This window comes from Brevundimonas sediminis (assembly GCF_048799765.1).
Taxonomy (GTDB): Bacteria; Pseudomonadota; Alphaproteobacteria; order Caulobacterales; family Caulobacteraceae; genus Brevundimonas.
Window position 1 is genome coordinate 1 of the sequence record NZ_JBLYQK010000018.1, and the last position, 19,140, is coordinate 19,140.

The window sequence follows — 19,140 nt, forward strand, 5'->3', positions numbered from 1 at the left end:
CCACATCCGGGCCGACCCCCGCCTTGGCGGCGATGGCCCGCGCCCCCGGCGGGATCAGCCAGGGGGTGACGCGGGCGGCGAAGGCCGCCTTGGTCCAGCCCTCGCGCCCGGCCCGCCGCCGGATCGAGGTCTCCGACACCCCGAACCGCGCCGCCACCGCCGGCGCCGACATCCCCGACAGATAGGCGCCCCGGATCAGCCCCCAGGTCTCCGGACTGGCCGTCACATACCGCGTGCGCGGCAACCGCCGCCGCTGTGAAGTCTCCTGCATCTGTGTGTCCCCGTTGTGCAGCCTCCGACGCGCGGAGTCTGACACGCCGGTGCGTCGAATTTGGTCGCAGGCGCGGGATGGCAGGGTTTGGTGGGCGGGTTTGGCAGGGAGGGAGGGTGTCGGGAGTGGTGGGTTTTGAGGGTGTAGGGTGTGGGGTGTGGGGTGTCGGACGCCCCCGGACGTCCTGGCCCTCCCCCTCGATGGGGGAGGGTTGGGTGGGGGTGGAGGCAGGGCGGATGTGGACTAGCCCGTGAGGCTTTGCCCTCGCCTCGCGCACCACACTCTCACGCACCGAGCCCTCACCCCCATCCCCGACCCTTCCCCCGTCGAGGGGGAAGGGAGCGAACGCAGCGGCCGACCGGACAGGGCCCGCCCCCCTCACGTTCGCCGGAACCACGCATGCCAGTCCCGCCGGTCATACGGGTCCCAGCGCCAGTGGCGCCGCAGGCGTTCGGCGGTGAAGGCCTCGCCCAGCGCCCATTTCTCCTTGCGGCAACCGGCCAGCTCCGACTCCGTCACCTCCAGCGAGGTGGCCGGGCGACCACAGCCGGAACAGCGGAACCGCCCGCACAGCCACAACTCGCCCAGCGAGACGGCGCGCAACTGCTCCGGCAGGTCCGCCCCGCGCACCTTCCGCCACCGACCGCAGAAGTCGCAGCCGATCCTCAGCGCCATGTCATGGCGCCGCGCCGACTGCAGGGTGATCAGGGCGGGCGGCTTGTCCGGGCCTTGCGGGCGATGGTGCATGACCTACAGCCACCCGCAGCCGTTCTCGCGCTTCGGCTTGCGCGTCTCATGGCTGACATGCGCCGTCCGCGCCCCGCACTCACAGACGAACCGCCCCGACAGCCCCTGCGGCGGCAGCGCCCGCCCGGCGAACCTTCTGGCGACATCAAAGACCGCGTCATGACCGCAGCCGGGGCGGAGGCAGCGGACGTGGAGGAAGCGGATCGCGGCGGGATCCGGCGAGACAGGCGGGGTGGGCAAGGGGTTGGGCTTTCGTCGAGGGGCCATCCGACGAAGGCCGACGGTAGCGCGGGCGGGGCCGGGAGCGGAAGACGCCCGTTCGCTTTTTGTTCTCAATGCTGTGTACCGGCGACGGGACGATGCGAGCGAAGGTTTAACGGGCCCTCGCGCGCGGCCAGCGCCCCGATCCGTTCCACCACCGCAGGACCGGACGCCTTGACCTCGCATCCGGCGAGCCACCAAGATGGCGCTTGGGGGATTCAGACAATGAAAAAATCGACCGGTAAAAGCGTCGCGGTCACCGTGACGCAGATCGCATCTGAACCATCGACTGACCTGCGAAGCATCGCCGGGCGCATGGGCGAAAGCGCTCGCGCCTCTGTCCGCACCGGGGCCGAAGCCACGCGCAAGGTCGCGGCGAAGGCGGGCGCGGGCCTGTCCAAGGCTGGCGAAGGCATCGGCAAGGCGGCGGGATCAACCGCTCGGGCCGCAGGCAAGCTGGGCGGCGCCGCTGCCCATGCGATCGGGGACCTGAATGGCGACGGCAAGATTGATGAAGCCGACTTCAGGATCGCCCGCGACGCCGCTGCCCGGGTCGCGACCGCCGCGGCACGCGAAGCGGGCGAGCTGGGAAAGGCCGTCGCGCGTCACGAGATCACCAAGGACGCCGCCGCCGGAGCGGCGGTCGGCGCCCTGATCGCTGTCCCCATTCCGATTGTCGGTCCGGTCACGGGCGCCGCCGTCGGCGCCGCCATCGGCCTGACACGCGGCGTTGTGGACGCCGGGGTTATCGGGAACGTGGTCGGCCAGATTGCAGAGGGCGTCCGCAGCCCTCCGCGCCGGAAGACCACGCGGCGGAAGAAGCCCACGTCGAAGGCATAGCTGTCGGCGCCTGGGAGGAGATCACCCTACGCGCGATCAAGAGCGTCATCGCGCTCCAGCTCCGTCAGGCGATGAAGGACCGCAACCTGACCCTCTCCGCCATGGCCGCCGAGGTGGCTGCCAGCCGCGCCCAGTTGAACCGTGTGCTGGACCCGGACGCGGCCAATGTGACGCTGGAAACCCTCAGCCGCGCCGCGAAGGTGGTTGGGCGGGGGCTGAAGATGGAGCTGGTTTAGCAGGAAAGAGCGCGTCCCGCACTCGGTCCCATTCTCATCCCCATTCAACCAGCCCCCTTACGCAGCCGTCAGTGCTTTCGCCGCTGCCTTCGCCTTACGCTTTGCCAAATCGGCTTCGTACTCCCCCAGAGCGGCAACCATCGCCTCGGAAAGCGCGGTTGAGAAAGCCCTCAGAAAAACAGCCCATTGCGCGAATACAGTTCTGCCAATTCCAGAATTCTGAGAGATTGAATGAACGACCCCATTTCTTAGATCGTAAAATTCTTTCAATTTTACGCGCAAACTCACCGCGAAATCGTCCTTCTTCAAGGCCCCAACCACTGCCTTCAAGGCTGCGCTTTTGGAAAGTTTGCCTGCGAGATCTTTTATTCCCACCCGACCAGTAAGCAGCAGAACAGTGTCCATGCGCATGTTGTTTTCGTGCTCGCAGAGCCATGAGGCGACGAGGTGGCTATCATCGCCCGACACAGGAAACTTCAGCATTGATGACAGTGATGTCGAAGCTAACCCTGCCCAAGCAGGGTCATCCTTGGGTCGCAAACGCGACAGCTTTGAAAGACCCGCCTTCCAGTACGCGTCTATCATTTTTGCCTGCAGCGGCTCTTCGATATCTCCGTAACTAGCCACCAAAGATTTTGCGTACTCTTCCACCTGTTGGCGAACGCACTCTTCGAAATGAGCTGCGATCAGCACCACGCCGCAAGCCGCCATTGTGTTCTGGCCACCAGCGGCGACAAGCGGAAGCAAATTACTTTCGACGGCGTATCTGGTTTGGCCGTCCTGCTTGGCAGTCACGTCCACGATATCAAAAAGATTATCGAGAATGTCGCACTGGCGCTGAAAATCAGCGTTTGCCACCGCAAAATCAGCCATCAGAGCGCCGCAGCAATAATTTTTTCCATCGCGACGATACGCGCTCGAACATCGCTCGATGTGTTTGCGCGACCAGTGAAAGTCTCGACCTTCTCCGGTGTATCCAAAGCCGCCCAATAAGCTGCCTGGACCTGGGCTTTCCGGGCAATAATCCGTGCACGGTCCTTCCAGAGTCGGTCGATGGCAACCATAACCGCGTCATACATGCTTACCGATGGCGGCCGGTCGCCTTGGCTGAGCCTAAAGGGACGCTGGTCAAATAGATCGTCTGCGAGGGCTAATCGCTCTTCATATTCAGAGAAAAGCTGTCCGGCCTCAACATTGGACATCTGCAAGTTTGTCTCCATGCACCGGTCCAAAATAGACCTCATGGAACCCTTGATCAGCGACGTCCGGCGCAAAGCAAAGAACCTCAATGCGATCTCACAATCGCCCATCGTACGATACAAGTTGTTTGCTTTACGTTCCGGACTTTCATAATCACGCTCGTCGAAAGACGCGCTATACTCCGGTATTCCCCAAATTCGAGCAAATCGCGACTGCCTAGTGAGCGCAACGACAACCTCGTTAAAGGGCCCTGCGAAAATCGCGTTTCGTATCTCTTGGGCATTGAGCCGCTTACCGCCGGTGTTCAGGCGTTCGAAAACAAACTTCCTAAGCTCCAAAATTCTTTGAGTGCTCGACTCTCTTAGCGCGGAACGAGACTCTTTCAGCAAGACTATCGCAGATAACGACGCCCTCTCCAGAGTCCGCCTAGTCCTCAGCGGAAGCTGCGAATAAGTCCTACCATTCAAGGGAGCCAAAACGCTCAATGAGGAAAGTTTATAATTACCGCTAAAAAATTCTTTGATGGCAAGCAACCTCTGCTGACCATCCATGACCTCATACCGAGCAAATTCATTCTCAAACAAGAATATCGGAGGAACGGGAATGTTGAGCAAAAAAGATTCTATAAGAAGAGACTTTTGCTTAAGTGTCCAACGAGATCGCCTTTGATATTCCGGCCTAAGATTTACAGTCCTTTCCTCATCGACAATGTCTTTTATCTGAGGAAGAAGGAAATTGTTCGTCTGATATATAGCCCTGAATGGCGTCTCGACGATGGACCGCTCAATCTCATCGACGCTTTTAAAGGAAATGATATCAAGCGCCTCATCATCGACATCCGAAGCGATGCTGAGGTCCATTTCAAACGTATCGGTCATAAACGATCACTTCCGAGCCACTCGCGTTGATGGAGTTCGTAGCCGCTCAAACGCGTTGAGGCTACAGCTGAGCCACCAGACCGCACAACGGAAGCTCCTCCCCCCTCACCGCCCCTTCCGGAACGCCTCCGCCTTCTCCGCCGCAGCCTCCGCCCGCCACCGCTTCGGCGCGCTCTTGTCGACCTCTTCCCCGGCGCCGGTCAGGGCTTCGTTGGCGAACTCGAGGTCGAGGAGCTTCATCTTCTTGATCTCGTCGCGCAGACGGGCGGCTTCCTCGAACTCCAGGTTGGCGGCGGCGTTGCGCATGCGGCCTTCCAGGTCCTTGAGGGCGGCCTGGAAGTTGGAGCCGATGAAGGGCTTGGCCTCTTCGGCCACGCCCGGGCGGGTCAGGCGATCCATCTCGCGGCTCTCGTAGGGCGAGGCCATGATCTCCTTGATGTCGCGCTTGACCGATTCCGGCGTGATGCCGTGTTCGGCGTTGTAGGCCTCCTGCTTTTCGCGCCGGCGGTTGGTCTCGGCGATGGCGCGCTCCATCGAGCCGGTCATGCGGTCGGCGTAGAGGATGACGCGGCCGTCGACGTTCCGCGCGGCGCGGCCGATGGTCTGGATCAGGCTGGTTTCGGAGCGCAGGAAGCCCTCCTTGTCGGCGTCGAGGATGGCGACCAGACCGCACTCGGGGATGTCGAGGCCCTCGCGCAGCAGGTTGATGCCGATCAGGACGTCGAAGGAACCCAGGCGCAGGTCGCGCAGGATCTCGATGCGTTCGAGGGTGTCGACGTCGGAGTGCATGTAGCGGACGCGGATGCCCTGCTCGTGCATGTATTCGGTCAGGTCCTCGGCCATCTTCTTGGTCAGGGTGGTGACGAGGGCGCGGTAGCCCTTGGCCGCCGTCTGGCGGACCTCGTCGATCACGTCGTCGACCTGGTTGCGGGTGGCGCCGGAGACGGGGCGGATCTCGACCGGGGGGTCGATCAGGCCGGTGGGGCGGATGACCTGTTCGGTGAAGACGCCGCCGGTCTGGGCCAGCTCCCACGGGCCGGGGGTGGCGCTGACGTGGACGGTCTGGGGCCGCATGGCGTCCCATTCGTCGAACTTCAGCGGGCGGTTGTCGATGCAGCTGGGCAGGCGGAAGCCGTACTCGGCCAGGGTCGATTTGCGGCGGTAGTCGCCGCGGTACATGGCGCCGATCTGGCCGATGGTGACGTGGCTCTCGTCCACGAACAGCAGGGCGTTGTCGGGGATGTATTCGAAGAAGGTGGGCGGCGGCTCGCCCGGGGCGCGGCCGGTCAGCCAGCGGCTGTAGTTCTCGATGCCGGCGCAGGAGCCGGTGGCCTCCATCATCTCCAGATCGAAGCGCACGCGTTGCTCCAGGCGCTGGGCCTCCAGCAGCTTGCCGTTCTCGACCATCCAGTCGAGCGTCTCCTTCAGCTCGGCCTTGATGCCGGTCATGGCCTGGTTGAGGGACGGGCGCGGGGTGACGTAGTGGCTGGCGGCGTAGACGGTGATCTCGTCCAGATCGGCCGTCTTCTTCCCGGTCAGGGGATCGAACTCCTGGATGGATTCCAGCTCGTCCCCGAACAGCTGGATGCGCCAGGCGCGGTCCTCCATGTGGACGGGGAAGATTTCCAGCGTGTCGCCGCGCTTGCGGAACATGCCGCGCTCGAACTGCAGGTCGTTGCGCTTGTACTGCAGCGCGATCAGGTCGGCCCGCAGCTTGGCCTCGTCGATCTGGTCGCCGACCTTCAGGGTGAAGGTCATGGCCGTATAGGTCTCGACCGAACCGATGCCGTAGATGCAGCTGACCGAGGCGACGACGATGACGTCGTCCCGCTCGAGGATCGCCCGCGTCGCCGAGTGGCGCATGCGGTCGATCTGCTCGTTAATCGAGCTGTCCTTCTCGATGTAGGTGTCGGTCCGGGGGACGTAGGCCTCAGGCTGGTAGTAGTCGTAGTACGAAACGAAATACTCGACCGCATTGTCCGGGAAGAAGGCCTTGAACTCGGAATAGAGCTGGGCCGCGAGGGTCTTGTTGTGGGCCAGGATCAGGGCCGGGCGCTGGGTCTGTTCAATGACCTTGGCCATGGTGAAGGTCTTGCCCGAACCGGTGACGCCCAGCAGGACCTGATCGCGGTCGCCCTCCCCGGCCTGGGCCACCAGTTCGGCGATGGCGGCGGGCTGGTCGCCGGCGGGGGTGTATTTCGTCTCCAGCCGGAAGGGGACCCGCTTCTTGTCGCCGGGCCGCTCGGGGCGGTGGGGCGTCCAGCCCTCGGGCTTGCCCGGGGCCTCCTCGGGGGTCAGCCGGGGGCCGGTGACCGGGGCGAACATGGGCATGCGCCCGCCGCCCGGACCGTCCGGAACGAAGGGCGCCTGGGCCTCCTGCATCCCCGGGGAATGGACGGGTTTCGGCGTCCCCTGCGGGGTCGGACGGGTAGAACGGGCCATGAACGCAATCTAGGGGGCGGAGCGGGTGTGCGCCAGTCAACGCGCGAGCGCGGCGGCGGGATGCTGACAGCAGGGTGGCGGCAGGGCGCGGGGCAGGTCCGGAAGCCGCGCGCGCTCCGGCGGGACTCGCGGCAGGATGCCGGCATGATCCTGATCCTCTCGACCCTGCCCTCGCCCGTCGGTCCGCTGGCGCTGGCCAGTGACCCCGGGGGGCGGCTGCGCGGGGTGTCGTTCGGCGATGGACTGCAACGGGAGATGCGGCGTGAGTATCCGGGCGCGACGCTGGCCGAGGGCCCGGTCCCGGAGGCGGTCCGGTCGGGGCTGGACGCCTATTTCGCGGGAGATCCGGGCGCGCTGGGCCGCATTCCCTGGTCGCTGGACGGCGCGGCGGCGGGCGACGGTTTCCAGGCCCGGGTCTGGCGGGCCCTGGCCGACATCCCGGCGGGCCTGACCATCAGCTACGGCGAAATGGCGAGGCGGGCGGGCGAACCCGGTGCGGCGCAGGCTGCGGGCGTGGCGCTGAACCGCAACCCGCTGCCGGTCGTGCTGCCCTGCCACCGCGTCGTCGGCGCGGACGGCGCCATGGTCGGCTTCGGCGGCGGACTGGAGCGCAAGGCCTGGTTGCTGAGACACGAAGGCGCCCTGCTGCTCTGACCCCTTGACTCATGTAACCCACAGGTGACATGTAACCTTCAGGTGACATTCACACAGGGAGGGCCTCATCATGGACGACGCCAGACTTCAGATCGAACTCAAACAGCGCCGGCGGAAGTTCCGGATGGCGGTGGCCGCAGCCGTGCTGGGCGCCGGGATGGCGGCGGTCGGCGTCGCCATCGGGCTGGACCGGACCGGCGACGCCGCGACCGGCTGGGGCGTGCTGACCGGCGTCGGCGCGGGCCTGGCCGTGGGCGGAGCCGTCATGGCCTGGCTGGTGCGGCCGGGCGCGACCGGCTGGCGGACCGAGGGCGAGCAGACCAAGCGCGACCGCCTGCAGGCCCAGCGCGCGCGACAGCTGTGGATGTTCCCGCTGCTGACCCTGGCCTTCCTGTTCCAGTCGACGCTGGCCGTGCAGGACATCCTGGCCGGCGAGGGCAATTTCGCCGACTACATCATCGCCCCCATGCCGGTGATCTACGCCTGGATCGTGGCCTCGATCGCCATGGGGTGGGATCACATGTCGCGGACCCAGAAACGCTATCTGGAGGACGAACTGACCGCGGTCCTGCGGGCGCGCGCCATCGCGGCGGCCTTCGTGGTCCTGATGGCCGGCGGCACCCTCGCCTTCGTGCTGGGCCTGTGGCGGACCGACGCCGCCGTCACCGCCCTGCCGTTCGTGCTGTCCGCCGCCGGCGCCACGGCGGGCATCCGCTACGCCTGGCTGGATCGGGAGTTCGGCAAGGATGCCTGATCCACGGCTGGCGTCCCGCCTGAAGGAGGCCCGGCAGGCCGCCGGACTGACGCAGGCGGAACTGGCCGAAAAGGCCGGGGTCTCGCGCAAGACCATCAACACCGTCGAGAACGGCGTCTTCATCCCCTCGACCATCCTGGCCCTGAGCCTCGCGCGGGCGCTGGGCACCACGGTGGAGGCGCTGTTCTGGCTGGCGGAGTGAAGTGAGGGGCCAGGGATTGGGGATCGGGCCGCCGACGCCGCTACCACCGACGCCCCCGGCCCTCCGTAATCCCTAATCCCTTCTCCTCCCCACGGCGGACAGCTAGACCGTCCCCATGACCGCCCTCCCCCTGTCCGAGATCCTGATCCTGCTGGCGGCGCTGGTCGCGGCGGGGCTGGCGGGCGGGCTGGTCGCGGGGCTGTTCGGGGTCGGCGGCGGGACGGTGATCGTGCCCGTTCTCTTCTACGCCTTCGAGGTGCTGGGCGTCGGCGGCGAGAGCAATCTGCACGTCGCGGTCGGGACCTCGCTGCTGACCATCGTCGCGACCTCGCTGCGCTCCCTGAAAGCGCACCGCAGTCATGGGGCGGTGGACGAAGCCGTGCTGAAAAGCTGGACGCCCTGGGTCGGACTGGGAGGACTGGTCGGCGCGGCCGTCGCGGGCGTCGCCTCGATGGAAGGGCTGGCCATCGTCTACGGCGTCTGTCTGGCGCTGATCGGCCTGCAGCTGGGCCTGCTGCCCGAGCGGTTCACCCTGGCCAGGGATCTGCCGACCGGCGGACTGCGCCGCGTGGTGGCGACCACCATCGGCGGGCTGTCCGCCATGATGGGGATCGGCGGCGGCAGCTTCGGCGGGCTGGTGATGACCCTCTGCGGCCGACCGATTCATCAGGCGGTGGCGACGGCGTCCGGGTTCGGGGTGGCCATCGGCGGGGCGGCGGCGCTGGGCTTTCTGGTCTTCGGCTGGGACGCCGCCGGCCGTCCGCCGTTCAGCCTGGGCTACATCAACATCCCCGCGGCGCTCATCATGGGCGTGCTGACCACGGCCGTCGCGCCGTGGGGCGCGAAACTGGCGCACCGGCTGGACAAGCGGGTCCTGCGACGGATCTTCGCCCTCTACATGATCGGGACCGCGCTGTCGGTGGTGCTGAAGGCGCTCTGAGCGCGCCCCGGCCGCCTCAGGGCGTCAGGGTCATCGCCGCGGGCGTGGCCGTGAAGCTGGACAGCCGGCCGAGATAGCTCATGCCCAGGAGGGAGTGGGGCAGGCCCTCGGCGACGACCAGGGCGTCGACCTGTTCCACGCTGGCGCCGGAGACCGAGACCAGCGGCAGACGCACCGGCGCGGCGCGGACCGGTCCCGAGGCGGTCACCAGTTCGGCGTCGAAATCGACCGGCTTGAGCCCGAGGCCCAGCCGCACCGCATCCTCCTTGGTCAGCACCATGACACTGGCGCCGGTGTCGACCATGGCGCGGATCGTGTGGCCGTGAATCCGGACCTCGGCCCAGTAGTGGCCGTCGGCGGCCTTGGGCAGACGGGCCGGACCACCCACGGCCGGGGCGGCGATCGCCACCGGCTCGGCCGCCCTCGCCTCGCCGCGCAGGCCGGCCTGGTCCATCCACCACAGGACCGTCAGTGACGAGGCGACGGCGAGACCGAGCACGCCGAGAGAGGACAGATTGAAACGCATCAGAACGCGCATCCGCGGCAACCGCCGCTTCCTGCGGCTGTCCCACCTGTCGCACAGGGCGATTGGGATGCGGTGAAGGAGGATGGTGGACGGGGGGTTAAGCTCAGGCCGGCCCCAGCTTGGCCGGATCGATCCGCGACCGGCGAGACGGCAGCTCGGCCATGATGGCGGCGCGACGCGCGTCGTCGAGCGCGCTCCATCCGCCGATCTCCTGCAGTGTCCGGTAGCACCCCAGGCAGAGGCCTGTGGGGCCGTCGACGATGCAGACCTTCACGCACGGCGTGGCCACGGGCGACGGGGGGCGGGCGGGGGATGAGGCGTTTGATGACATCTGAACGAAATATGGTCCGCTAGCGGAGTAAAAGCTGTTGCAATTCGCGCGATCGCGATCTACCTTGACCATGACGCGAAACGACTATGACGGTGAGACCCCCGATCAGCACGACGTGTCTCTTTTCATCGTTCAACGAAAGGAGACATCACAGATGAACGATAAGGACCGCAACCTGCAGCACGCCATGATGAGCTTTGCGCTCTGGGGCGGGATGCTCGTGAATACGAAGCACACCAACGGCGCCGGCGATCGCGTGATCAGCCACCCGTCGAACTTCGTGCCGATCAAGATCGAGAAACGCAGGTAACACGCGCGCCTGAACGGCGCGCCCCAAGCCTGAAGAACAGAAAAGCCCCGGATCGCAAGGTCCGGGGCTTTTGCTTTGTCGGGGCCGCTGGCGCTCGGGGCTTGAGCGGGTCGAGGGTCGAGGGTCGAGGGTCGAGGGTCGAGTTTGCGGGTTGGGCCGGGGAGGACAAGCGACTACTGAATCAGCCCCGGGGTCCTGACCCACTCGCCATTCATCACTCGCCACTTCCTCATGACCCTGATCCACATCGAACGTCGCGGCCCGATCGAACTCTGGACGCTGGACCGCGCCGACCGGCTGAACGCCCTGCCCGATCCCGGCGACGGGGCCGCCTTCGCCCGCGCCTGCGAGGCGGTGAACGCCGACCGCGAGGTGCGCTGCGTGGTGCTCACCGGGGCCGGTCGGGCCTTTTCGGCCGGCGGCGATCTGAAGGCCATGCGCGACAGGGCCGGGGCCTTCGGCGGCGCAGGGCCGGACATTCGCGAGAGCTACCGGCGCGAGGTGCAGCTGATCGTCCGCGCCCTCTACGGCCTGGAGGTCCCGCTGGTGACGGCGATCAACGGACCGGCCATGGGCCTGGGGGGCGACATCGCCGGGCTGGGCGATATCCGCATCGCCTCGGAGCAGGCAGCGTTCGGCGCGCCCTTCCTGCGACTGGGCATCCTGCCGGGCGACGGCGGGGCCTGGCTGCTGCCGCGCAATGTCGGCTACGCCCGGGCGGCGGAGATGCTGTTCACCGGCCGCACGGTGGACGCGCGGACGGCCTATGAGTGGGGACTGGTCAACCGCGTGGTCCCGGGCGACGCCCTGCTGGACGAGGCGATGAAGACCGCCGGCGAGATCGCCGCCCAGGCCCCGCACGCCCTGCGCATGACCAAGGCCCTGCTGCGCCAGGGCCGCGACGCCACCTTCGACCAGATCCTGGAGATGACCGCCGCCATGCAGGCCCTCGCCCACCTGACCGACGACCACGCCGAGGGCGTGGCCGCGGTTCTGGAGAAGCGGACGCCGGACTTCAGCGGGCGTTGACCGGGCCTCAGCCCTGACGGGCCGGGGTCTGCATGGAGCGGTTGGCGGGAACGCCGACCGCGGCCTGACGCGGGGCGCCGGCGACCTGGCCGGGCTTCATGAACTTCACCAGGACGCGCTGGCCGATCAGCAGGGGCGCGTCGCCGGCCGAGACCACGACCTCGACCACCCGTTCGTCCGAGCGCTGCGACGGGTCGTCCGACGCCAGCTTGCGGGCGCCGAAGACGGCGGCGCGCCGCATCACCGTGCCGACATAGACCTTGGACGGATCGCCCTCGGGCTGGATCTCGACCTGCTGGCCGTCGCGGACGTTGGGGATGTCGCTCTCGACGATTTCGGCGCGGGCGATGCGCGGGGCATCGGGCTCGAGGTCGAACATGTTCGACACGTTCAGGGTCGAGGCGCCGGCGCCCGGATTGGCGTAGCGCCGCACGATCCGGCCGTTGGCGGGCGAGCGGATGATGGTCAGCTCGACATTATAGGCCGCCTGGTCGCGACGCGCGCGGGCGGTCTGGACAGAGGCCTGCTGGGCGCCGAGGCGGGCTTCCGCCTGGGCGATGGCGTCGCGGGCCTGATCCAGGCGCTGGGCGGCCACGAAATTGGTGGCGGCGAGGCGCTCGAGACGTTCGAACTCGCGACGGGCCGTGCGGATGTCGACCTGGATCAGCCGCAGCTGGCTTTCGGCCGAGGCCAGATCGGCGTTGGCGGTCTGCAGGGCGAGACGCGGCTCGTCATCTTCCTGACGGGCGAGAATCTGGCCGGCGACGACCCGTTCGCCTTCCTGCACCAGCACCTCGCGCACGACACCGCCGCGACGGGCCGCGATCTGGATGATGCCGCCCTCGATATCGACCTTGCCGTTGGCGATGGCCGCATAGGGGCTCTCGACCTTCTCGGCCTCGGCCTTCTCGTCCGCAGCCTTTTTCTTGGCCGTGTTGCCGCTCACCACCGTGAAGCCGATGACGATCGCGAGGATCAGCGCGATGCCGATCCAGAGCCATTTGTTCTTGAGGAAGCGCATAGTCGTTTCTCGGTCCGGAAAGGCGTTCAGTGCGACGCCAGGGCGGCGTCAGGATTGGGCGTGCGGCGTTCGTCGCTGATGATGACGCCGTCCTCGATATGGATGACCCGGTCGGCCCAGGCCTCGAGGCGCGGGTCGTGGGTCACGCAGATGACCGCGGCGCCGTGTTCGGTGGCGGCGCGGCGCAGCAGGCGAATGACCACCTGACCGTTTTCGCCGTCCAGCGCCGACGTCGGTTCGTCCGCGAACAGGATATGCGGGTCCTTGGCCAGGGCGCGGGCGATGGCGACCCGCTGCTTTTCGCCGCCGGACAGGGCCGTCGGGCGCTGGTGCAGACGATGACCGAGCCCGACTTCCTCGAGCGCGAGCTGGGCCCGCTTCTTCGCGTCGCCGGCCGACAGCCCCTGGAATTTGAGCACGATCTCGACCTGCTGCAGGGCGCTCAGGGCCGGGAACAGGTTGAAGCCCTGGAAGATGAAGCCGCAGTGATCGAGGCGGAATTTGTCGATCTTGCCCGTGGAGAAGGCCCACAGGTCATCGACGTCCAGCGCATCCACCCGGCCCTGCTCGGGCCGCAGCAGGCCGGACAGGGCCGCGATCAGGGTCGACTTGCCCGACCCCGACGGTCCCATGACCATGGTCAGGTCGCCGTGGCGGGCGTCGAAATCCACGCCCTTGAGCACCTCGACGTAGCTCTTGCCGGACTTGAACCGCTTGACCAGACCCTTGGCCTCGATCGCGAAGTCGCCGTGCTTGCCGTGAACCTTGGTGTGACCGGTCATCGCAGCAGGTCCGCGGGTTGGCTGTTCTTGAGGATGCCGAGCGACAGCAGGCCGGACAGCATGGCGATGACGATCAGACCGCCGCCGACGATCAGCAGAAGGCCGAACGGCAGGGCGATGATCACGGCGTTGGCCATGGCGAACAGCGAGATCAGCCAGGTCAGCACGATCGCGGCCACGACCCCGACACAGCCGACCCAGAAGCTGAGCTCCATGACGATCCGGCGCAGGCTGCCCATGCCGACGCCGAGGGCGCGCAGGGAGGCGAACTCCTTGATATTGGCCATGATGGCGCCGCGCAGGGTCTGCCAGGTGATGGCCACGCCGATGATGGTGCCCAGCACCACACAACCACCGATAATGATGACGAGGATGCCTTCCTCGAACATGGCGCCGGCATTGGCGTCGGCCAGCTGCTGGCGGGTCCAGGCCTTCCACTGGCCGTCGCCCTGGACGTTCAGCTCATTGGCGACCCGCTCGGCCTGCGAGGGATCGCTCAGCTTGACCATGAGCGGGCCGACGCGCGGACCGGTGTCGGCCTGGCCCAGCATGCGCAGGGTGTCGCGCGACATGATGACGGTGGCCTGCATCATGTTCGGATAGCCGCGGGTGATGCCCACGACGGTGACCGTCTGGCCGTTGTACAGGGCCCGGTCGCCGAGATTGACGCCCAACTTCCGCGTCGCGGTCTCGTCGATGGCGACGGTGTAGGGCTGACGCAGGGCGTCGACCAGCTCCTGCGAATAGTCGGTCGGGATCGTGACGGAGCCCGGGGTCGTGTCGATGACCATCGACTGCACATACTGCTGACGCGGCGCGCCCATCTTGGCGCGGTCCGCCTGCGACAGGGTCGGGTCGACATTCTTCACCGACTGGAACGAGCCGCCCGCGCCGTCCAGCGGCTGGACCTCGACCACGGCCGGGTTGCGATAGGCCAGCGGAATGAAGCGACGGGGCACGCCCGAGGGGCCGCCGATCAGGCTTTTTGCGCCCGGCTGCATGATGATGATGTCGGCGCTGGAGCGCTCGATGGTGGCGGTGAAGCCCTTGCCGATGCCGATGAAGACGCCGGTCATGGCCAGCACCAGCAGGCCGGACAGGGCGAGCGCCATCACAGCCGCCATGTAGCGGCGCCATTCATACAGAAGGGTTGAAAGAGCAAGCGACATGAAGTGCGACATTTCCCCGGCGTTGGTCGTTATGTGACGACCCCTGAGGTTGTGGCCAAGTTAAATCGGGGTAAGGCGATCACCGTTCAGGCACGCAGCTGTGCGTTAAGCCGTGGACGACTGCGGAAGTCTGGCGCTAGGTACGGGCTCACGAGGGCTGACGCGCGCTCAGACCCAGAGGAGACCCCCCGCATGCTGTTCCGCTCGTTGCGCTCCGCCGTCCAGGCGACCGCGTCCATCATCGCCGTCGGCGGCGTCATGGCCATCATGGCCACGCCGGGCACGGCCCGCGCCGACGAAGGCATGTGGACCTTCGACAACTTCCCGATCGCCACGGTGAACCAGCGCTACGGCACGCATCTGGACCAGCAGTGGCTGGACCGCGTGCGCAACGCCTCGGTGCGCATCCAGGGCTGCTCGGCCTCCTTCGTCTCGCCGGAAGGCCTGATCCTGACCAACTGGCACTGCGTGGTCGGCTGCTCGCAGGAGCTGTCCAGCCCGCAGGAAGATCTGGTGAAGAACGGTTTCATGGCCGGCACGCGCGAGGAAGAGCGCCGCTGCCCGGGCCAGACCGCCGAGGTGCTGACCGAGATCGTCGACGTCACCGACCGGGTCCTGGCCGCGGGCGAAGGGCTGGAAGGCGCCGCCTTCAACAGCGCCCGCGCGGCCGAGATCGGCAGGATCCAGACCGAGGCCTGCGCCGGCGACGCGAAATTCAGCTGCCAGGTCATCAGCTTCTACCGCGGCGGCAAATACGCCCTGTACAAGTTCCGCAAGTACGATGACGTCCGCCTGGTCTTCGCGCCGGAGAACCAGGCCGCCTTCTTCGGCGGCGACCCCGACAACTTCAACTTCCCGCGCTACGCCCTGGATGCGGGCTTCCTGCGCGCCTACGAGAACGGTCGCCCGGTCAACGTCGGCAACAACTATCTGCGCTGGAACCCGAACGCCCCGTCGGAAGGCGACGTGACCTTCGTCTCGGGCAACCCCGGCACCACCCAGCGCCTGCTGACCGTCAGCCAGTTGGAGCGACTGCGCGACCAGCAGCTGCCGGTGACCCTGATCCAGAACTCGGAACTGCGCGGCCGCCTGCTCGAGTACTCGCTGACCGGCGACGAGGCCAAGCGCGTCTCGTTCGACCCGATCTTCGGCCTGGAGAACAGCTTCAAGGTCTACTACGGCCAGCAAGGGGCGCTGACCGACCCGACCTTCATGGGCCGCAAGCGCGAGGAAGAAAACGAACTGCGCGCCCGTGTCTCGGCGGATCCCGCCCTGCTGCAGCGGATCGGCGACCCCTGGGCCGACCTGGAGCGTGTGCAGGCCACCGCCCGCGACCTGTACCTGCCGTACCGCCAGCTCGAGCAGGCGGCCGGCGGCGGCTCGCAGCTCTACGCCTATGCCCGCGCCATCGTCCGCGCCGCGAAGAACACCAGCCTGACCGCCGAGCAGCGCGCCCGGATGTCGGCGGCGATCGCCGCCGAGACCCCGATCTATACGGATATGGAAGAGATCCGTATGCGCTACTGGCTGTCGAAGACCCGCGAGTATCTGACGGTCGACAATCCGCAGGTGAAGGCCCTGCTGGGCCGTGAAAGCCCCGAAGCCCTGGCCGACCGGCTGATCTCGGGCACCAGGCTGGGCGACCCGGCCTTCCGCGCCGAGGCCCTGACCCTGACCACCGAACAGCTGGCCGCGGCCGATCCGCTGCTGGCCTTCGTCCTGGCCAATGACGAGGCCGCCGCCGCCGTGGGCGCCCGCTGGAACGCCGAGGTCAACGCCCCGACGGCCCGCGCCGCCGAGAAGGTCGCCCAGGCCCGCTTCGCGGTCTACGGCACCAACCTGTACCCCGACGCCACCTTCAGCCTGCGCCTCTCCTATGGCCAGGTTCAGGGCTGGACCTATCGCGGCGTGACCGTCCCGGCCTTCACCTACATGGGCGGCGCCTATGAGCGCGCGACCGGCTCGGAGCCGTTCAACCTGGCCCAGGCCTTCATCGACAACGAGGCCCGGGTGAACAAGGAGGTCGTCTACGACTTCTCCTCGACCAACGACATCATCGGCGGCAACTCCGGCTCGCCGGTGATCAACGCCAACGGTGAAGTGATCGGCGCCGCCTTCGACGGCAACATCCACTCCCTGGGCGGTTCGTTCGGCTATGATCCCGAGCTGAACCGCACGGTGACCGTCTCGACCGCCGCCATCACCGAGGCCCTGCGCAACATCTATCCGATGCCGCGCATCCTGCAGGAGCTGAACGTCGACCGTCCGCAACGTCGCCGCCGCTGACACCGGCGCGACATCGTCGAACCTTCAAGGGGGCCGTCCGCACTTGCCGGGCGGCCCCTTCTGGTTTCATGGTCCGCCGCAACAACGGGGCGCCCCGCCGCCCGCCGGAGTCTTCTGATGCGTCACCTCACCCCTGCCCTCGCCGCCGCCGTCCTCACCCTCGCCGCGGGCTCCGCCGCGAAGGCCGAGGAAGGCATGTGGACCTTCGACAACTTCCCCATCGCCCGCGCCAACCAGACGCTGGGCACCAACATCGATCAGGCCTGGCTGGACCGGGTCCGCCTGTCCTCGGTGAAGTTCGGCGGCTGCTCGGCGGGTCTGGTGTCGGCCGAGGGTCTGGTGATGACCAACAACCACTGCGTCGCGACCTGCGTGGCGAACCTCTCGACCCAGGCGATCAACTACGCCGAGACCGGCTTTACGCCCCGCACCCGCGAGGAGGAGCTGAAATGCCCCGGCGGCACGGCCGAGATCCTGACCGAGATCACGGACGTCACCCAGCGCATGCATGCCGCCGGCGCCGGCCTGTCGGGTCAGGCCTTCACCCGCGCCCGCGACGCCGAGGCCAGCCGGATCGAGCAGGAAGCCTGCGGCGGCGATCCGAACCGACGCTGCCAGGTCGTGACCCTGTACCGGGGCGGCCAGTTCAAGCTCTACACCTACAAGAAATACTCCGACGTCCGTCTGGCCTGGGCGCCCGAGGATCGCGCGGCGACCTTCGGCGGCGACCTGGACAATTTCAGCTTCCCGCGCTTCGCCATCGATGCGGCCTTCATCCGACTGTACGAGAACGGCGCGCCCGCGCAGACGCCGGTTCACTTCAAGTGGAACGCCGACCGCCCTGTCGAGGGCACGCCGGTCTTCGTGTCAGGCAGCCCGGGCTCGACCCAGCGCCTGCTGACCCAGGACCAGCTGTTCAGCGTGCGTGACGTGGTCCTGCCGATGGACCAGTTGATCGCATCCGAACTGCGCGGCCGCCTGATCCGCTATTCGGAAGAGGGCGAGCGGCAGGCCTTCGAGGCCATGGACCCGATCGTCTCGATCGAGAACACCTACAAGCGCGGTCTGGGCCGGATGCGCGCCCTGACCGACGCCAACTTCATGGCGATGAAAGCCGAGCAGGAGGCCGATTTCCGCAGCCGCGCCGAAGCCGGCGTGGGAGCGGACAATCCGTGGACCACCCTGACCGGCGTCCAGCCGATCCTGCGTGAGAGCTATCCGGCCTACGCCCTGCTGGAAGGCGGCACCGGCATCGGCACCACGCCGGTCGGCGGCGGCTCGCAGCTGTTCTCCTGGGCCCGGACGCTGGTGCGTGGCGCACAGGAACGCGGCAAGCCGTCGGCCGAGCGCCTGCCCGAATACGCGGACAGCCGTCTGGCCGGGGTGCAGAACGCCCTGTTCGCCGAACGCCCGGTCTATTCCGGCCTGGAGCAGGTCCGGATGGAATGGTGGCTGTCCAAGACCCGCGAATGGCTGACGGTCGACAATCCGAACGTCCGTGTCCTGCTGGGCAATGAGTCGCCGGAAGGCCTGTCGGCCCGCCTGATCGAGGGCACGAAACTGGCCGATCCGGCTGTGCGCCGCGCGCTGTGGGAAGGCGGACTGGCGGCCATCGAAGCCTCCGACGATCCGCTGATCCAGTACCTGCTGCGTCTCCAGGAGCCGACCCGCGCGGTCCGCGCCGCCTGGGAGGAGCAGGTGCAGGCCCCGACCGACCGGGCCTCCGAGCAACTGGCCGCCCTGCGCTTCCAGACCTACGGCGACACCGTCTACCCGGACGCCACCGGCACCCTGCGCCTGACCTACGGCCAGATCGAGGGCACCGACGTTCCGGGTCAGCGCTTCGGCGCCTTCACCACCTTCAGCGGCCTGTGGGACCGGGCGACGGGCGCCGCCCCGTTCGACGTGGCTCCGAAGCTGCTGGCCGCGCGCGGTCGCATCGACGGCTCGACCGTGCTGAACATGGCGGTGTCGTCTGACACCATCGGCGGCTCGTCGGGTTCGCCGGTCGTCAATGCGGCGGGCGAGATCGTGGGGGCGAATTTCGACTCCACCGTCCTGACCCAGCGCAACGCCTACGGCTACGACCGCAACGTCAACCGCTCGGTCATCGTGACCACCGGCGCGGTGACCACGGCCCTGCGCGATGTCTACGGCATGCAGCGCCTGGTGGAGGAGCTGGGGGTTCGCTGAGCCCCGGTGAAGAGTGAATGGTGAGTAGCGGCTCCGCTCCGCCGCACTCTCCGGACAGAGAAAACCCC

20 protein-coding genes are annotated in these 19,140 nt (G+C 67.2%); 10 read left to right on the top strand and 10 right to left on the bottom strand.

Annotated features, from left to right (window positions below):
* Both ACLQ7T_RS10910 and ACLQ7T_RS10915 read right to left on the bottom strand, forming a co-directional pair.
* Nucleotides 1-271: hypothetical protein (locus tag ACLQ7T_RS10910; protein ID WP_420479455.1), on the bottom strand; the 271-nt coding region annotated here is incomplete at its 3' end.
* Between the two features lie 378 nt (nucleotides 272-649).
* Nucleotides 650-1,018, bottom strand: coding sequence for a hypothetical protein (locus ACLQ7T_RS10915; protein ID WP_420479456.1), 369 nt, complete (start codon nucleotides 1,016-1,018; stop codon nucleotides 650-652).
* Between the two features lie 435 nt (nucleotides 1,019-1,453).
* Here ACLQ7T_RS10915 and ACLQ7T_RS10920 point away from each other — a divergent pair, with 435 nt between their 5' ends.
* A complete protein-coding gene (locus tag ACLQ7T_RS10920; RefSeq protein WP_420479457.1) occupies nucleotides 1,454-2,119 on the top strand; it encodes a hypothetical protein in 666 nt (221 codons plus the stop codon).
* 71 nt (nucleotides 2,120-2,190) lie between these two features.
* Nucleotides 2,191-2,355 carry a helix-turn-helix domain-containing protein gene (locus tag ACLQ7T_RS10925; RefSeq protein ID WP_420479458.1) on the top strand — a complete coding sequence of 55 codons (165 nt, stop codon included), beginning with the start codon at nucleotides 2,191-2,193 and terminating at the stop codon, nucleotides 2,353-2,355.
* Nucleotides 2,356-2,412: 57 nt separating this feature from the next.
* Here the strand turns inward: ACLQ7T_RS10925 and ACLQ7T_RS10930 are convergent, their stop codons facing one another.
* The 3 genes from ACLQ7T_RS10930 to uvrB all read right to left on the bottom strand — a co-directional run bounded on the left by ACLQ7T_RS10930 (nucleotide 2,413) and on the right by uvrB (nucleotide 6,875).
* Entirely contained in the window at nucleotides 2,413-3,228 is an 816-nt protein-coding gene (locus tag ACLQ7T_RS10930; protein WP_420479459.1) for a hypothetical protein, read from the bottom strand.
* Complete coding sequence (locus tag ACLQ7T_RS10935) at nucleotides 3,228-4,433, bottom strand: GmrSD restriction endonuclease domain-containing protein (RefSeq protein ID WP_420479460.1); 1,206 nt, start codon at nucleotides 4,431-4,433, stop codon at nucleotides 3,228-3,230. Before ACLQ7T_RS10935 ends, ACLQ7T_RS10930 begins: the two co-directional genes overlap by 1 nt.
* A 105-nt stretch (nucleotides 4,434-4,538) precedes the next feature.
* Nucleotides 4,539-6,875: an excinuclease ABC subunit UvrB gene (uvrB, locus tag ACLQ7T_RS10940; protein ID WP_420479461.1), complete on the bottom strand. Its 2,337-nt coding sequence runs from the start codon at nucleotides 6,873-6,875 to the stop codon at nucleotides 4,539-4,541.
* 144 nt (nucleotides 6,876-7,019) lie between these two features.
* Here uvrB and ACLQ7T_RS10945 point away from each other — a divergent pair, with 144 nt between their 5' ends.
* The 4 genes from ACLQ7T_RS10945 (at nucleotide 7,020) to ACLQ7T_RS10960 (ending at nucleotide 9,425) form a co-directional block, all read left to right on the top strand.
* Entirely contained in the window at nucleotides 7,020-7,529 is a 510-nt protein-coding gene (locus ACLQ7T_RS10945; protein ID WP_420479462.1) for a methylated-DNA--[protein]-cysteine S-methyltransferase, read from the top strand.
* A 70-nt stretch (nucleotides 7,530-7,599) separates the two neighbouring features.
* A complete protein-coding gene (locus ACLQ7T_RS10950) occupies nucleotides 7,600-8,283 on the top strand; it encodes a hypothetical protein (protein ID WP_420479463.1) in 684 nt (227 codons plus the stop codon).
* Nucleotides 8,276-8,485: a helix-turn-helix transcriptional regulator gene (locus ACLQ7T_RS10955; RefSeq protein ID WP_420479464.1), complete on the top strand. Its 210-nt coding sequence runs from the start codon at nucleotides 8,276-8,278 to the stop codon at nucleotides 8,483-8,485. Before ACLQ7T_RS10950 ends, ACLQ7T_RS10955 begins: the two co-directional genes overlap by 8 nt.
* A 115-nt stretch (nucleotides 8,486-8,600) precedes the next feature.
* Complete coding sequence (locus ACLQ7T_RS10960) at nucleotides 8,601-9,425, top strand: sulfite exporter TauE/SafE family protein (RefSeq protein WP_420479465.1); 825 nt, start codon at nucleotides 8,601-8,603, stop codon at nucleotides 9,423-9,425.
* Between the two features lie 16 nt (nucleotides 9,426-9,441).
* Here the strand turns inward: ACLQ7T_RS10960 and ACLQ7T_RS10965 are convergent, their stop codons facing one another.
* Nucleotides 9,442-9,951, bottom strand: coding sequence for a TIGR02281 family clan AA aspartic protease (locus ACLQ7T_RS10965; protein WP_420479466.1), 510 nt, complete (start codon nucleotides 9,949-9,951; stop codon nucleotides 9,442-9,444).
* 103 nt (nucleotides 9,952-10,054) lie between these two features.
* Entirely contained in the window at nucleotides 10,055-10,240 is a 186-nt protein-coding gene (locus ACLQ7T_RS10970; RefSeq protein WP_420479467.1) for a DUF1289 domain-containing protein, read from the bottom strand.
* Between the two features lie 196 nt (nucleotides 10,241-10,436).
* On the opposite strand from ACLQ7T_RS10970, the gene ACLQ7T_RS10975 reads away from it, so the two are divergent.
* Nucleotides 10,437-10,592 (top strand): hypothetical protein, encoded by a 156-nt coding sequence (locus ACLQ7T_RS10975; RefSeq protein WP_420471790.1) that lies wholly within the window; start codon nucleotides 10,437-10,439, stop codon nucleotides 10,590-10,592.
* Nucleotides 10,593-10,823: 231 nt separating this feature from the next.
* Nucleotides 10,824-11,621, top strand: a complete 798-nt coding sequence (locus ACLQ7T_RS10980) for a crotonase/enoyl-CoA hydratase family protein (protein ID WP_420479468.1) — start codon at nucleotides 10,824-10,826, stop codon at nucleotides 11,619-11,621.
* 7 nt (nucleotides 11,622-11,628) lie between these two features.
* Here ACLQ7T_RS10980 and ACLQ7T_RS10985 read toward each other — a convergent pair whose 3' ends face one another.
* Genes ACLQ7T_RS10985 through ACLQ7T_RS10995 form a run of 3 tightly spaced genes read right to left on the bottom strand, consistent with a single transcriptional unit; the run spans nucleotide 11,629 to nucleotide 14,593 of the window.
* Nucleotides 11,629-12,642 carry an HlyD family secretion protein gene (locus tag ACLQ7T_RS10985; RefSeq protein WP_420479469.1) on the bottom strand — a complete coding sequence of 338 codons (1,014 nt, stop codon included), beginning with the start codon at nucleotides 12,640-12,642 and terminating at the stop codon, nucleotides 11,629-11,631.
* 26 nt (nucleotides 12,643-12,668) lie between these two features.
* Entirely contained in the window at nucleotides 12,669-13,424 is a 756-nt protein-coding gene (locus ACLQ7T_RS10990; protein ID WP_420479470.1) for an ABC transporter ATP-binding protein, read from the bottom strand.
* On the bottom strand, nucleotides 13,421-14,593 hold the full coding sequence (locus tag ACLQ7T_RS10995) for an ABC transporter permease (RefSeq protein ID WP_420479471.1): 1,173 nt from the start codon (nucleotides 14,591-14,593) through the stop codon (nucleotides 13,421-13,423). The genes ACLQ7T_RS10990 and ACLQ7T_RS10995 overlap by 4 nt, the downstream gene beginning before the upstream one ends.
* Nucleotides 14,594-14,785: 192 nt before the next feature.
* Here ACLQ7T_RS10995 and ACLQ7T_RS11000 point away from each other — a divergent pair, with 192 nt between their 5' ends.
* Together ACLQ7T_RS11000 and ACLQ7T_RS11005 are read left to right on the top strand one after the other, a co-directional pair.
* Nucleotides 14,786-16,879 carry a S46 family peptidase gene (locus ACLQ7T_RS11000; RefSeq protein WP_420479472.1) on the top strand — a complete coding sequence of 698 codons (2,094 nt, stop codon included), beginning with the start codon at nucleotides 14,786-14,788 and terminating at the stop codon, nucleotides 16,877-16,879.
* A 117-nt stretch (nucleotides 16,880-16,996) separates the two neighbouring features.
* Nucleotides 16,997-19,072, top strand: a complete 2,076-nt coding sequence (locus tag ACLQ7T_RS11005) for a S46 family peptidase (protein ID WP_420479473.1) — start codon at nucleotides 16,997-16,999, stop codon at nucleotides 19,070-19,072.
* Nucleotides 19,073-19,140: the final 68 nt, after the last annotated feature.